This is a genomic window from Actinoplanes sp. NPDC026670 (assembly GCF_040638175.1).
In the GTDB taxonomy this organism is placed as follows: domain Bacteria; phylum Actinomycetota; class Actinomycetes; order Mycobacteriales; family Micromonosporaceae; genus Actinoplanes.
Genome location: NZ_JBEZXU010000001.1, coordinates 360,830 through 375,246 on the forward strand (window position 1 = coordinate 360,830; position 14,417 = coordinate 375,246).

A 14,417-nucleotide genomic window follows, 5' to 3' on the forward strand; every position below is an offset into this window, starting at 1 on the left:
AGTTTCCGGTCAATCTCTCCTTGACCGACGGCGATAACAGGTTCCACTCTTGAGGGTGTGCTGGCGTATCGGATGACTGACTGGGGCGAGCCCCCGAAACTCGTCGAGGTGCCGGATCCGGCGCCGGGGCCGGGGGAGACGCTGGTGCGGGTGGCCGGCTGCGGGCTGTGCCGCTCCGACCTGACCATGCGGCACCTCCCGGCCACCGTCGGCGCGCAGCTCGGCTGGTCGATGCCGTTCACGCTGGGCCACGAGGTCGCCGGCTGGATCGACGGCACCGGGGAGCCGGTCGCGCTGGTCTCGCCGACGTCCTGCGGGACGTGCCGGTACTGCGTGCGTGGCCAGGACAGCGGCTGCCCCCACGGACGGGCCGGCCGGGGCTACGGGCGCGACGGCGGTCTCGCGTCCCATGTGCTGGTCGGTGACCGGCGGGCGCTGCTCCCGCTCGGTGACCTGGACCCGCGGCACGCCGGGCCGCTGACCGACGCGGGCGCGACCGCCTATCACGCGGTACGGCGGGCCCTGCCCCGGATCCCGGCCCGCGGCACGGTCATGGTGATCGGCGCCGGCGGGCTGGGCGCGTTCGCCATCCAGTTCGTGCGGGTGCTGACCGCGGCCCGGGTCGTCGCCGTGGATCCGCTGCCGGCCCGGCTGTCCTACGCGGCCGACATCGGGGCGCACTCCGGTGTGCCGGAGGTGTCCGGAAGGGCCGACGTCGTCCTCGACTTCGTGGGCACCGACGAGACCATCGCGGCCGGGATCGGGGCGGTGCGGACCGGTGGCGCGTACGGCCTGATCGGCTCGGCCGGCGGGAGACTGCGCGGACCGTGGTTCTCCACGCTGCCCCGCGACGGTGAGGTGTTCACCTTCCAGGGCTCGTCGATCGCCGACGCGCAGGAGGTGATCGCCCTGGCCGGGGCCGGGCTGATCCGCAACCAGGTGGAGGAGTTCGCCTTCACCGAGATCGACCGGGCGTACGCCAAGCTCGCCTCCGGGTCCCTCACCGGCCGTGCCGTGATCGTCCTCTGAGCCGTCAGGTGCAGGCCCGCACGAGCGAGCCGTCAGGTGCAGGCCCGCACGAGCGAGCCGTCAGGTGCAGGTCGGCACGTAAGGCTCGTCGGGCAGCTGCCGGCGCCAGATCGCTTCGGAGAGGCCACCGACCCGGTCGCACAGCGCCTTCCGGGGCTCCAGGAAGATGCCGATGTCCCAGAACCGCACCGTCCGGTCGCCGCTCACGGTGGTCAGCGTCCGCTCGCCGGGCTGGAACGCCACGCCGGAGACCGCCGCGGCGTGCCCGGCGATCGGCGCACCCTCCGGTTCGCCGGTCGCCGTGTCCCACAGCCGGGCCGTCCGGTCGTCGCCGCCGCTGGCCAGCAGCGTGTCGTCGGAGTTGAACGCCACCGCCCACACAGGTTTCCGGTTGTGGCGGTCCATCGGCTCGAACACCTGCTGACGTGAATCGGCGTCCCACAGCCGGACCAGGCCGTCCTGTCCGCCGGAGGCCAGCAGCGTCCGGTTGCGGCTGAACGCGAGGGCGTACACCGCGCCGGTGTGTCCGCTGATCGGCGCGCCCTCCTGGGCGCCGGTGTCCACGTTCCACCATCGGATGGTGCCGTCGGCGCCGCCGGTGACCAGGCGGCGGCCGTCGGGCTGGAAACGCACCGAACGCACCGGACCCGCATGACCGGTCAGGGGCCTGCCGATCGGCGAGCGGGTCTCCGGATCCCACAGCCGGACCGTCCCGTCCTCTCCGCCGGTGGCCATCGTCTTCCCGCCGGGGCTGAAGTCGAGCGCCCAGACCGTCCCGCTGTGCGCGGTCAACGGCCGCCCGCGGGACTTTCCGGTGGCCAGGTCCCAGAATCGGACGGCTCCGCTGTCGTCCGCGGTCGCCAGGAGGTCCCGGTCCTGGAACGCCACCGCCCGCACCGGGGTGTCCCCCCGGAAGACCGGCGAGCCCTTCGGCAGCCTGGTCGCGGGATCCCACAGCCGGACCGTCCCGTCGTTGCCCGCGGTGGCCACCCGGCTGCCGTCCGGACTGTAGGTCACCGCGTTCACCGGCTGGGAGTGGCCGTTCTGCGGTGCGCCGACCTTGTCCCACAGCCGGACCGTCCCGTCGCCGGACCCGGTGATCAGCGCGTCGTCCGGCTCGAACCGGAGAGTCCGGACCGGCCCGTCGTGCCCGGACAGGGACCTGCCCACCGCCTCCCCGGTGGCCGTGCGCCACACCTGCACCTCGTCGTCGTCGCCGGCCGTCGCCAGCAGATCCCCGTCGGCGCTGAACCGCAGGTCGTGCACCAGGCCGGCATGTCCGAGCAGCGGCTTGCCCTTCGCCTTCATCGTGGCGGCATCCCACAGCCGTACGGTGCCGTCCTCGTCGGAGGAGGCGAGTGTCAGATCGTCCGGGCCGTCCGGGCCGCGTGGCGCGAAAGCCACCGTGATCACCCGGGAGTCGTGCCCGATCAGGGACTTCGCCCGTTTGGCCCCGGTGGCCGCCGACCACACCTTGACCGTGTCGTCGCCGACGGCGGCGGCCAGCAGCGACCCGTCCGAGCTGAACGCGGTCGCGGTCACCAGCTCGGGGTCGACGTCGTTCGGTTCGCCTCGCTGCCTTCCGGTGGCCACGTCCCACAGCCGCATGGTCCGGTCGGCGCCGATCGTGACCATGACCTTCCCGTCCGGGCTGAACTGCCCGGTCAGCACCGGCCCCACGTGCCCGGTCAGCGTCCCCTTCGGCTTCCGGTCGACCGGGTTCCACAGCCGTACCACGCCGTCCGTGCCGCAGGTCGCCAGGAGCCGTCCCGCGTTTCCGAGGACGAGCTTCTCCACCGTGCCGGTCTGGCCGCCGGGCAGCGCGCCGAGCTCCCGCCCGGCGGCCGGATCCCAGAACCGCACCGCCGGGTCGGCGGCGGCGAGCGTGACCACGATCCCGGTCGCGCTGATCCGGATGTCGGTCAACCCGGTGATCCCGGTCAGCGGCGTGTCGATCGGGTGCCCGGTCTTCGCATCCCAGAACCAGACCGTGTCCACGCCCATGGTGGCCATCAGCTCCCCGCGTGGACCGCCGATCTCCACCCGCCCGTCGCGGGCCGGCAGCACCCGGGACGCGTCGGCCAGCAGCACCCCGGCCGCGGTGAGCGCTTCCGGAGTGTCGTCGACCTGCAGGGCCGCCGCGGCCAGTTGCTCGGCCGTCCCACGGTCGACGTTGCCGACCCGGCTGGCCGACGCGAGCCGGGTGGAGAGACGCTGCTCCTCGCTGTGGCCGGTGGTCAGCTGGGAGACGTACCCGGCGCCGGCGGTGATGGCGACCACGAGGACCGCCGCGGCGGCCGTCGCCCGGTGGACACGCCGCCGGGAGTCACCGGCGCGACGACGGCCGGCCTGGAGGAATTCGGCCGCCGCCACGTCGAGGTAGAGCTGCCGGGCGTGATCGTCGTCGTTCCAGCGCCGGGCGGCTTCGTCGGCGGCCCGGAGGCGGTGGCCGGTGTAGAGGTACGACGGGTCGTGGTCGTTGTTCTGCCAGTCCCGGACGTCCTCGGTGAGACTGCGGTGCAGCTCCTGATCGGCGAGGTCGGGTCGCAGCCAGTCGTGCAGCCGGGTCCAGGAACGCAGCACCTCCTCGTGCGTGATGGTCACCGTCTCGTCCGCGACGGTGATCAGCCGTGCCCCGGCGAACGCCTCGAGGACCCTCTCGTCGCCGGCCCCGCCGAGCAGCTCGGCCCGGGTCCTCGGGCGGCGGGTGAGCCGGCCGTCGGTGAGCGCCGTCAGCCGCAGGAAGATCCGGCGGGCCAGATCCCGTCCGTTCTCGTCGAGTGACTCGTACACCCGCTCTGCGCTGGTGCGGACGATGTCGGACACGCCCCCGCAGCGGTGGTAGTTCGCCAGGGTCAGCCCGCCGGCCTCCCCGGACTGCCACATCAGGAACATCACCTGGGACAGCAGCGGCAGCGCGCCGCTGTCGGAACCCGACTCGCCGCGCTCACGGAGATCGTCCAGGATCGCGGCGCAGACGTCCTCCGGCACCCGGACACCGGCTTCCGCGGCCGGGCCGGTGATCGCCGCACGCAGCTCGGACTCGCACATCGCGCCGACCGGGAACACCCCGGCCTCGGCCGAGTCCCGGATCTCCGGGAAGGCCAGCGCCTGATCGAGGAAGTCACCCCGGATGCCCGCGACCACCAGCGCGCCGCCCCCGGCGGCCAGGCTGTGCAGCGCGGTGAGGAACCGGCCCTGTTCCGCCGGGTCCGAGCCGAGCGTGAACAACTCCTCCAACTGGTCGACCACCAGCACCAGGCGCGCGTCCGGGCCGGCCCCGGTCAGCGACTGCCGGACCAGCACGTGCGCCCCGGCCGGCTCGGCGAGCAGCGCCCGGTGCACCGCCATCGCATCGGCGCCGACCAGTCCGGCGAGGCAGGCGGCCAGTTCGAGCAGCGGCCCGGCGGTCGGGGTGAGCACACGCCGCGGCCACTGTCCGGAACCGGGCGCCACCGTGCCTCCGGCGAGCGACCCCATCAGCCCGGCGCCTCCGGCGAGCGACCCCATCAGCCCGGCGCCTCCGGCGAGCGACCCCATCAGGCCGGCCCGGAGCAGCGACGACTTCCCGGCCCCGGACGGGCCCAGCACCAGCAGCACACCCGCGCCAGGCGGTTGCTCCCGCAGGCGCTGGAGCAGGTGTTCGGTGAGGGCTCGCCGGCCGTGGAACAGCCGGGCGTGACGTTCCTCGAACGGCGCCAGGCCGAGATAGGGGAGCAGGTCGTGCGATCGGTGATGGTCACCCACCGTCGCCGGAGTATCGCCCTGGGTGGTCACCCTCGCAGCCTAGGACCCGATCGTCCGGTGTCAGGCCTGTTCACCGGGCCGGTAGGGACGTCACACGCCGCCGACGCCGTTCGCCCACCACCAGTTCTTCAGGTAGCCGTACTCCATGTCGCCGTAGAACCAGCCCCACTCGTTGGCGCGGGCCACGTACTGTCCCAGCTCGTCGAAGACGATTTTGGCGTCCTTCCGGCGGCCGGTCAGGCAGTAGTAGACCGCCATCCAATGCCGGACCTGCGACAGCTGCTCCGAGGTGGGTGGCGCCGACCGGAACTTGGCGATCCACCCGTCGACGTCCCGCTGCACCTCGGACTTGCGGAAGTACTTCCGGACCGCCTTCTGGGCCTGCTTGCTGCGGTCCTCCCAGGCGAACTCGCGCATCGCGTACTCGAAATGCGCCCACAACGGCAGCAGGGTCGACTTGTGCCCGGGTGGCGCCGCCTCGGCCGCCGCGTGCGCGACGGCGAACATCCGCTCGTGCGAGCCGTACCACTTGGCGCACGTCAGAACGACCGCGATCTCGTGCATGGCGAAGTTGTGCGGGTCACGGCGTCGTGCCTCGGCGTAGAACTCGTTGAGCTGTCCCGCCCGGGCGGAGAAACACGACGACATCAGCTCGATCCACGGCCCCGGGTCGCCCGGATCGGCCAGTTCGCGCGCCCGCACACTGGCCTCCGCCGCCTTCTCCGACAGGGTGTGGAAGCTGTCGAACTGCTCCCGTGACGTCTTCGCCGCCGACGCGCCGCCCCGGGCCTCCCCGGCCCGCCCACCGAGCACCTGGGCCCAGATCAGCGCGGCCGACGGATCCGCCGGCTCGGCCCGCATCCAGCCGTCGAACCAGGTGTCGTCGGCACTGGCCAGCCCGGCGAACACACCCAGCCGGTAGCTGCGCAGCGCCCAGTCCGTACCGGCCGCCTCGATCGTCTGTTTCGCGACCCGCCAGTCGCCGTCGCGCAGCAGCCGCGCCCGCGCCTCCCGCAGCACGGCATCCTTGATCATCAGGTCCACGTCGGCGTCGAATTCGGGCGTCGGGGGCAACGGGCCACCGATGACGCGGCGGATGACGTAGCGGGCGAGGAAGAACATCGCAAGATCGTACGGTCGGCTGCACCCGTTCTGATACCCCGTCCGCAACCGGGCCCCGGCACCCTGAGGCCAGTACCCGGTCACGACGGAGGCGGACATGCCGATGCTTCTCGTGCTGCTCGGCGCCGCCCTGGTCGTCGGGCACTTCGCCGTGCTCCGCGCCCTGCCGTCGGGCTCCCAGGCCGCCACCGACTTCAGCGTCACCGTGCTCATCCTGTCGGCGGTGCTCGCCGCGGCCGCCGCGCTGGTCACCGCCCGCCGCAGCGCCGGCCGTTCCCGGCTGGCCTGGGCGGTGCTGGCGATCGGCATGACCGGCTGGGCGTTCGGCGAGTCGACGTGGGCCTGGTACGTGTCGGTCCGGCAGATCACCGCCCCGTTCCCGAACATCGGCGACTTCGGGTTCCTGCTCATCGTCCCGTGCACGGTCACCGCGCTGATCGCCTTCCTCGGGGTACGCCGCGGCCTGCTCCGGGTCGTCCTCGACGGGCTCGTCATCGCCGGCTCCCTGCTCTTCCTCAGCTGGGTGTTCGTCCTGGAGTCGGTCTACCGGGCCGGCAACCTGACCCCGCTGGCCAAGGCGGTGTCGGCCGCCTATCCGCTCGGCGACGTGCTGATCGGCGCGGTCGCCCTGATCCTGCTCCCGCACGCCGAACCCGGCCGCCGCCGCAGCGCCGCGCTGATCGTCGCCGGCGCCATCTCGTTCAGCACCGCCGACCTCGGGTTCGCCTACCTCAACCAGCACAGCTCGTACACCTGCGGCAGCATCATCGACACCGGCTGGGTCGCCGGGTTCGTGCTGTTCGGCCTGGCCGCGGTGATGGCCCCGTCGCAACGGCCGGGCCTGGCCGCGCCCGCGCTGCCGGTGCTGCTGTACCTGCCGTACTTCCCGCTCGCCCTGGCCATCCTCGCCGCCATCGACCGGGTCGGCTCCGGCAACCACCTCGACACCTTCTCCGCCGCCGTCCTCGGCGCGGTCGTCCTGCTCGTCCTCGCCCGCCAGCTGGTCGCCCTGCGCGACAACTCGGCGCTCAGCCGCGACCTGCACCGGGTCGTCTCCGAACTGCGCGAACGTGAGGAAGAGCTGCGGCACCTCGCCTACCACGACCCGCTGACCGGCGCGGCCAACCGGGCCCTCTTCCACCAGCGCGCGGCGGACCGGCCGACCGGCCCGCTCACCGTGCTCTACCTGGACCTGGACGGCTTCAAACCGGTCAACGACCGGCTCGGCCACGCCGCCGGCGACATGCTGCTGACCGAGGTGGCGGCCCGGCTGCGCGCCGAGACCCGAACCATCGACCTGGTGGCCCGCCTCGGCGGTGACGAGTTCGCGATCCTGCTCGCCCCGGACGCCGGGCCGGCCGACGCCGAACACCTCCGGAACCGGCTCACCGAACGGCTCACCGAACGGCTCACCGAGCCGTTCCACATCGCCGGCGAGACCGTCACGATCGGCGCCAGCATCGGCGTCGCCGCCCGCGAGACCGACGACGACACCGAGGCGATTCTGCACCGGGCCGACGCCGCGATGTACGTCGCGAAATCCCGCCGGAGAATCGAACGGCAGATCCCCGAGACCGTCGGCACCCTCAGTTCCGTGCCTCCCGGCTAGAACGGCTGCCGGCCCGCTCACCGCTTGAAACCGGTCGGCTGGACGCGGTCCGGCCCGGGAACCGCCAGCCGTCGCCTACGGCGCTTTCCCGCGCCCGATAGGGCGCGTGAGCGACGGCTGGCGGTCTCGGCCGTCGCTCACGGTGGTTTTCCGTGCTGGTTGAGGCGTGTCAGCGACGGCTGGCGGTCTTCAGCTGATCACGCGGTCGCGGCCCTCGCGCTTGGCCGTGTAGAGCCGGCGGTCGGCCTCGGCCAGCAACTGGGCCTGGTCGCGGGTGGCCTGACCGGTGACGACGGCGCCCACACTGATCGTCACCGGCAGGTTGCCGGTGACCGGCTGCCAGCGGTGCCCGGCGATCCGGCGGCGGACCCCGTCGAGCCGCTCGAACACCTCGGCCGCGGTCACCCCGGGCAGCACCATCAGGAACTCCTCGCCACCCATCCGGGCCACGAACCCGTCGGCGGCGAGACGGTCCTGCTCGTCGGCCAGCAGTTCGGCGACCGCGATCAGCACCCGGTCACCGGTGTCGTGCGACAGCGTGTCGTTGATCCGTTTGAAGTGGTCGATGTCGATCACCGACAGGACCACGGGACGGTTCGCCGCGGCGGCGCCGGCCAGCGTCTGCGGCAGGCTCTCGTCGACGAACCGGCGGTTCCACAGACCGGTCAGCGGGTCGCGGCGGGCCTGTTCCCGATAGCGTTCGGCGTCCCGGCGGGCCTCCGCGGTCTCCAGCATCGCCTGCCGGGCCCGGGCCTTCGCCTCCTGCTGGGCCGAACGCAGCTGCTCACTGGCGGTGTGGAAGCGCTTGTACTCGTCGAACGCGGCACGGTGGTCACCCGCGGCCGCGTACAGCTCGGCCTGTTCGGCCATCGCCCGTACCCCGACCGAATTGAGCTGATGCTCGGCGCACAGCTCCCGGCAGTGGTCGAGACTCGCCTGGGCACGGTCCAGGGCGTCGCGGTGCCGCTGGGCGAGCGCCAGGGTCAGCGCGGCCTCGGCGGCGTCGTGAGCCTCGAACCAGGGCGGCGCCTCCCACACGTTCTGCAGGATCCGCTCCGCCTCCTCGTACCGGCCCGCGCTGATGTGGATGTTCGCGACCGTGTCGCGTTCGATGATCAGCAGATCCCGGCCGATGGCACGGGCCGCGTGGTACATCCGCTCGACCGCGGCCAGCGCGGTGCCCGCGTTGCCGGCCTCCAGCTCGGTGTACGCCAGGTTGTTCAGCACCAGCAGCTGCCGCGTCCGGTCACCGATGTCGGTGGCGATCCGCTCCGCCTGCTGGTAGCGGTCCCGCGCCGCGTCGGTGGATCCGTTCTCGGCGAGCGAGTTGGCCAGCCGTACCAGATGGATCACCCGCAGCCCGCCCGGCGCGTCGTCGTCGAGCAGGTCCACCGCATTGAGCGCGTGTTCCAGGCTGGCCGCGTGATCACCCAGGTAGTGGAAGGTCAGCGCCAGATGGAAGTGGCTGCGGGCCAGCAGCGGCCGGCAGTCGTGGCGTTCCGCCCAGCGGTGCGTGGCCAGGAAGACCCGGGCCGCGTGATCGACGTCGCCCTGCCGGCGGCGCATGTCGGCGTGCACCAGCCGGGCCCGGTGCCCCAGCACCACGTCTCCCAGCCGCTGCGCCTCGTCCACGGCGGCGGACGCCCGGGCCAGCAGGGCCGAGACGTCGTGTCCCTCGTGGTTCTCGAGGTCGTCGACTTCGGCGGCGAGGTCCAGGGTCACTGCCGCCACATCGGCGCGACCGGCCACAACTGAAGAAAACCGATCCGGAAGGAAACCTCAGGGTTCGCCGGGCCGCGCCGATGACTCGCCACCGTACGGCAACCGGAACGCTACGGAGGACGCGCGATGAAGCGTACGAGAAAGGCCCTGCGCACCGCGGTCGCGGTGGCACTGCCGCTCGCCCTGGTCGGGGGCAGTGCGCTGATCGTGCCCGGGGGGACGCCGGAGCCGATGGGCCGCGCCTGGAGCGGACGCTGGCTGACCACCACCACCGGATCCACGGCGGGCACCACCCTCAAGGACGTGCGGGCGATCATCGGGGCGGACACCGGGAACGCGGCCGGGCTGACCGGCGCCGGAGTGGGGGTGGCCCTGCTCGACACCGGGATCGCGCCGGTCGCCGGGCTGCCGGCCGGCAAAGTGGTCAACGGGCCCGACCTGTCGTTCGAATCGCAGGCCGACAACCTGCGCTACCTCGACTCGTACGGCCACGGCACCCACATGGCCGGCATCATCGTCGGCAACGACACCGCCTCCGGCACCAAGGGCATCGCCCCCGGCGCGCAGCTCACATCGCTCAAGCTGGGCACCGCGAACGGCGCCGTCGACGTGTCCCAGGTGATCGCCGCCGTCGACTGGGTGGTCGAGCACCGCAACGACGACCCGGCCAACCCGATCCGGGTGCTCAACCTCTCCTACGGCAGCGGCGGCAACCCGTCGGCCGCCAGCGACCCCCTCCAGTACGCCGTCGAACGCGCCTGGAAAGCGGGCATCGTCGTGGTCGTGGCCGCCGGGAACGACGGCAACGCCGAGACCCGGCTGACCAATCCGGCCACTGATCCGTACGTGCTCGCGGTCGGCGCCGCCGCGACCAAGGGCACCGTCTCCACCGCCGACGACGACCTGGCCACGTTCACCAACAGCGGCACCAACGGCAAGGCGATCGACGTGCTGGCGCCCGGTGAGTCGATCCTGTCGTTGCGGGACCCGGGATCGGCCATCGACGCGACGTACCCGGCGGCGCGCAGCGGCACCACGCTGTTCCGGGGCAGCGGCACCTCACAGGCCACCGCGGTGACCTCGGCGGCCGTCGCGCTGCTGCTCCAGGCCCGGCCGTCGCTCACCCCCGACCAGGTCAAAGACCTTCTCAAGCGGGGTACGGCGCTGGCCACCGGCAAAGCGGGCACGCTCCGGCTGAAGCAGATCAACGTGAACACCGCGCTGAGCCTGACGCCTGCCGCCGCGGGGCAGTCGTTCCCGCTGTCGGCGGGTGACGGCAGGCTCGACGACGCCCGCGGCGACAGCCGGGTGGTCAGCAACAATGTGCCGCTGACCGGCGAGTTCACCGTCTTCGGGCCGTTCCACAGCGCCAACTGGGCGGCCATGTCGGCGGCCGAACGGTCGTGGATCGGCGGCACCTGGATGGGCATCCCGATCGCCGGCGACGGCTGGACCGGCACGTCGTTCGCCTCGAAGACCTGGGGTTCGGTCGTGTGGCAGGCGATCCCGTGGAGCGGCAACCGGACCTGGACCGACCCGAGCTGGAGCGGCCGCGCCTGGAGCGGCCGTGCGTGGTCGGCCGACGACTGGAGCGGCGCCCGTTACGCCTCCACCGAGGACTGGAGCACCGCCCGCTGGGGGTGAGCAGACCGTCGGCCGTCGCTCACGCAGGTAATCCGTACCGGATTACCGGGCTCAGCGACGGCCGGCGGCCTCAGCCGTCGCTTACGGCGGCTTCGCGGTGCGGATTACCGGGCTCAGCGACGGCTCGCGGTCTTTGGGCTGCCGGAGCCCGGCGGGCGCGCGGAAAGCGGAACGGACCGCCTGCCTCGCGGGGCGTGGTTCGGCACTCGTCAAATGCGGTTGTCCGGCCACGGGGCGCGTACCAGATCAAGGGTTATGAAAGTGTCCGGCGGGCGCGTCTCCGGGGTCGGGCCGTCGTGGATCTCCCATTTGTCGCCGGTCAATTCGGTCGCGATTGCGGACCAGAAATCCTCGACGCCCGGGTTGTAACGCTGAAAACCGATGACCCAGCGCCCCGGCACCATTCGAATGACCTCCAGCGCGGCGATCCGGCCGACGCCGGTCCGGCGCAGACCGCGGACCACAAAAAACGCCGAGATGGTACGGCCACCGCCGGGATCCGCGGCGGTGAGGACGTATCCGCCGGTTCGGCCGGCGGCGGTGATCAGCCAGCCACGGGCCTCCGGCTCGGCCCCGGCCAGGAACAGGTCGACGATCCGGTCGTTGAAGGACCCGTCGTCGTTCGGCACGTGCCCGTAGGACTCGGACAGGTCGTGGCGGAACAGTTGTCCGAGATTGGTCAGCACGGCACGATCGGCCCGGCCGACCGGGCGCAGTTCGACCGGCCGGGACGCCGGGCGTGGCGGGGCAGCGGGTGAATTCACCCGGCCGAGGCTAGCGGCCCCACGAACCGATCCGCGAAGCGGCGCAGCGCGTCACGTTTCTCCTGGAGGGTGGCGTCGAAGCGGCGCCACGGCACCACGATCGCGTCGGTGACGCCGATCTCCGCCTGCTGCCGGAACCCGTCGAGGCCGGGCCGGTCGATGCAGACCGCCTGGATCTCGAACGGCAGGTGGGCGCGGCCGTGTTCAGCGCGGAGCTCGCCCAGCCTGGTGATGGTGGACCGCAGGTCGTCGAAACCGATCATCGCCGAGGACCAGCCGTCACCGATCCGCGCGGCCCGGCGCAGCGCCGGTTCGGAGTGCCCGCCGACGTAGAACGGGACGGGTTCGGTCGGCGCCGGGCTCATCTGTAGCTTCTCGAACGAGAAATGCTTTCCGTGGAACGACACCATTCCACCGGCCAGAATCCGTTTGAGGATCTCGATCGACTCGTCGGCCCGGGCCCCGCGATCGGAGAACGGCTGGCCGCACCAATGCGATTCCTCGGGCGACCAGCCGAGCCCGACGCCGAGCCCGAACCGGTTTCCGGTGAGCGCCGCGACCGTGCCGATCTGCCGCGCGAGCAGCAGCGGATTGCGCGGATCGAGTTTGAGGACCTGGGTGTAGAAACGGATCGTCGACGTGACCGCGCCCATGGCGCCGGCCGCCACCATCGGGTCCGGCCAGGGGGTGTCGGCGTTCCAGAATCGGCTGCCGTCCGGCGTGTAGGGATAGGCGGCGGAGACGTGTTCGGAATAGAACAGCGAATCCGGCAAGGCGATCGAGGCAAAACCGCATTCCTCAGCGGTACGGGCGAGCTCGGTCAACTGGTCGAGCGGACTCAGCGCGATCCCCAGCGTGAATTTCATCGAAGCACCTCGGCCAGGTCGAGAAGTTGGGCGGTGGCGCCACCGAGCAGGAACTCGTGGTGTTCGGCGGCCAGGAAGTACCGGTGCAGCGGATAGTCCATGTCGATGCCGACGCCGCCGTGCACGTGGACGGCGGTGTGCAGCACCCGGTGCCCGGCCTCGGCGGCCCAGAACCCGGCCGTCGCGATCTCGGCCGCCTCCGGCCGGGACGCCGCCTGCCACACGGCCAGCCGCAGCGCCTCCACATCGATCCACGCGTCGGCGAGCCGCTGCGAGACGGCCTGGAACGCGCCGATCGGGCGCTCGAACTGGACCCGGGTGCGGGCGTACTCGGCGGTCATCTCCAGGGCGCGTTCGACGACGCCGAGTTGCTGGGCCGCCGTGCCCAAGACCAGTTTCTGTCGTGCGACGGCCGGCGCGACGTCTGTTCCGGACAGGATCAGGTCACCCCGTCCGGCCGGCACGGCCAGCGTCTCGACCTGCTCGTCGGCGCCGAACTCGGCGATCGTCGAGGCGGCCACCACGATCGACGTCAGATACGGGACGTCGGCCGCGTGCCGGCCCAGCTCGATCAGGATCGCGCACTGCTCGACCAGCCCGTAGCCCTCGCCGCCGGCCCGTTTCGGTAGCGCCGCCGCGAGGATCCCGGCCTCGGCGAGCGCCGGCCACAGTGGCCGCCCCGAGGCCGCCAGGTCGCGGGTCAGCCCGGCCAGTTCGACGGCTTCGGTGCTGAGTTCGAAGTCCATGAGCGGCTCCTCAACGCCTGATCGGGAGGCCGAGCGCGCCGGCCGCGATGATGTCGCGTTGCACCTCGTTGGTGCCGCCGCCGAAGGTCAGGATCAGCGAGGACCGGTACATCCGCTCGATCCGGCCGGACAGCACCGCGCCCGGCTCGCCCTCGCGGATCGTCGCGGCCGGGCCGATGATCTCCATGAGCAGCCGGTACGCCTCGATGGCCAACTCGGTGCCGTAGACCTTGCCGGCCGATGCCCGGGGCGCCGCCGGGGTGCCGTCGGTGATGCAGGCCCGCCAGTTGAACAGCTTCAGCGCCTCGGTCTTCGCGTGCACCCGGGCCAGGTGCAGGCGGACCCACTCGTGCTCGATCCGGCCGGTGGCGACCGCCCAGTCGCGGACCTCCCGCAGCGCTCGCTGGAGCGGGACGGCCGAGGTGAGGGCGACCCGTTCGTGGTTGAGCTGGTCGGTGATCAGGCGCCAGCCCTGGTTCTCCACGCCGACCAGCGCCGATGCCGGGACGCGTACGTCGTCGTAGTAGGTGGCGCTGGTCGACGGGCCGGCCACGGTCCGCACCGGGGTCCACGAGAACCCGGGGGCGTCGGTCGGGACCATGATGATCGACAGTCCCTTGTGCCGCGGGGCTTCGGCGTCGGTGCGGCAGGCCAGCCAGACGTAGTCGGCGTACTGGATCAGGCTGGTCCACATCTTCTGGCCGTTGATCACGTAGTGGTCGCCGTCGCGGACGGCCCGGGTCTTCAGGGCGGCCAGGTCGGTGCCGGCGCCCGGCTCCGAGTAGCCGATCGAGAAGTGCACCTCGCCCGCCTCGATCCGGGGGACGAGCTGCTCCTTCTGCTCGGCGGTGCCGTGCCGGGCGATGGTCGGGCCGACCGTGTAGAGGGTCAGGAACGGCACCGGCACCCCGGCCAGGGCCGCCTCGTCGGCGAAGATCAGTTGCTCCAGACGGGACCGGCCACCGATCGTCAGCCAGCCGTCGCGGCCCAGCTGCCGGACCACCTCCCGGTACGCGGCGCCGTCGCCGTATTCGCCGTCGCCGCTGGTCAGGCCGGCCCGCAGCTCGGGTGTCATCAGTGTCGCGAAGTAGTCCCGAAGTGCGGCCCGCAGCTTCTCCTGCTCGGGCGTGTATCCGACGTGCATGGGCCACCCCGATCCCGGTAAGTT

Annotated in this window: 10 protein-coding genes; 3 read left to right on the forward strand and 7 right to left on the reverse strand. The window is 72.1% G+C overall.

Going from position 1 to position 14,417, the window contains the following annotated elements; all coding sequences use genetic code 11:
• Positions 1–72: 72 nt before the first annotated feature.
• Positions 73–1,029, forward strand: coding sequence for an alcohol dehydrogenase catalytic domain-containing protein (locus AB0E94_RS01540; RefSeq protein WP_360320731.1), 957 nt, complete (start codon positions 73–75; stop codon positions 1,027–1,029).
• Between the two features lie 60 nt (positions 1,030–1,089).
• On the opposite strand, the gene AB0E94_RS01545 is transcribed toward AB0E94_RS01540, so the two are convergent.
• On the reverse strand, positions 1,090–4,806 hold the full coding sequence (locus tag AB0E94_RS01545) for a hypothetical protein (RefSeq protein WP_360320734.1): 3,717 nt from the start codon (positions 4,804–4,806) through the stop codon (positions 1,090–1,092).
• A gap of 60 nt (positions 4,807–4,866) precedes the next feature.
• On the reverse strand, positions 4,867–5,898 hold the full coding sequence (locus AB0E94_RS01550) for a hypothetical protein (RefSeq protein WP_360320737.1): 1,032 nt from the start codon (positions 5,896–5,898) through the stop codon (positions 4,867–4,869).
• Between the two features lie 97 nt (positions 5,899–5,995).
• Between AB0E94_RS01550 and AB0E94_RS01555 the strand changes: the two genes are divergently transcribed.
• The gene (locus AB0E94_RS01555; protein ID WP_360320740.1) at positions 5,996–7,507 is read left to right on the forward strand and encodes a GGDEF domain-containing protein; all 1,512 of its coding nucleotides are present in this window, start codon (positions 5,996–5,998) and stop codon (positions 7,505–7,507) included.
• A 189-nt stretch (positions 7,508–7,696) separates the two neighbouring features.
• Here the strand turns inward: AB0E94_RS01555 and AB0E94_RS01560 are convergent, their stop codons facing one another.
• On the reverse strand, positions 7,697–9,229 hold the full coding sequence (locus AB0E94_RS01560; RefSeq protein ID WP_360320743.1) for a GGDEF domain-containing protein: 1,533 nt from the start codon (positions 9,227–9,229) through the stop codon (positions 7,697–7,699).
• A 126-nt stretch (positions 9,230–9,355) separates the two neighbouring features.
• On the opposite strand from AB0E94_RS01560, the gene AB0E94_RS01565 reads away from it, so the two are divergent.
• Positions 9,356–10,873, forward strand: a complete 1,518-nt coding sequence (locus tag AB0E94_RS01565; RefSeq protein ID WP_360320746.1) for a S8 family serine peptidase — start codon at positions 9,356–9,358, stop codon at positions 10,871–10,873.
• A 209-nt stretch (positions 10,874–11,082) separates the two neighbouring features.
• Here the strand turns inward: AB0E94_RS01565 and AB0E94_RS01570 are convergent, their stop codons facing one another.
• The 4 genes from AB0E94_RS01570 to AB0E94_RS01585 are packed head-to-tail and all read right to left on the reverse strand — an operon-like array spanning position 11,083 to position 14,393.
• Positions 11,083–11,637 (reverse strand): hypothetical protein, encoded by a 555-nt coding sequence (locus AB0E94_RS01570; RefSeq protein ID WP_360320749.1) that lies wholly within the window; start codon positions 11,635–11,637, stop codon positions 11,083–11,085.
• Positions 11,634–12,503, reverse strand: a complete 870-nt coding sequence (locus AB0E94_RS01575; RefSeq protein ID WP_360320752.1) for a TIGR03619 family F420-dependent LLM class oxidoreductase — start codon at positions 12,501–12,503, stop codon at positions 11,634–11,636. The genes AB0E94_RS01570 and AB0E94_RS01575 overlap by 4 nt, the downstream gene beginning before the upstream one ends.
• Positions 12,500–13,249: an acyl-CoA dehydrogenase family protein gene (locus tag AB0E94_RS01580; RefSeq protein WP_360320755.1), complete on the reverse strand. Its 750-nt coding sequence runs from the start codon at positions 13,247–13,249 to the stop codon at positions 12,500–12,502. The genes AB0E94_RS01575 and AB0E94_RS01580 overlap by 4 nt, the downstream gene beginning before the upstream one ends.
• A gap of 10 nt (positions 13,250–13,259) precedes the next feature.
• On the reverse strand, positions 13,260–14,393 hold the full coding sequence (locus AB0E94_RS01585; protein ID WP_360320758.1) for an acyl-CoA dehydrogenase family protein: 1,134 nt from the start codon (positions 14,391–14,393) through the stop codon (positions 13,260–13,262).
• Between the last annotated feature and the right edge of the window lie 24 nt (positions 14,394–14,417).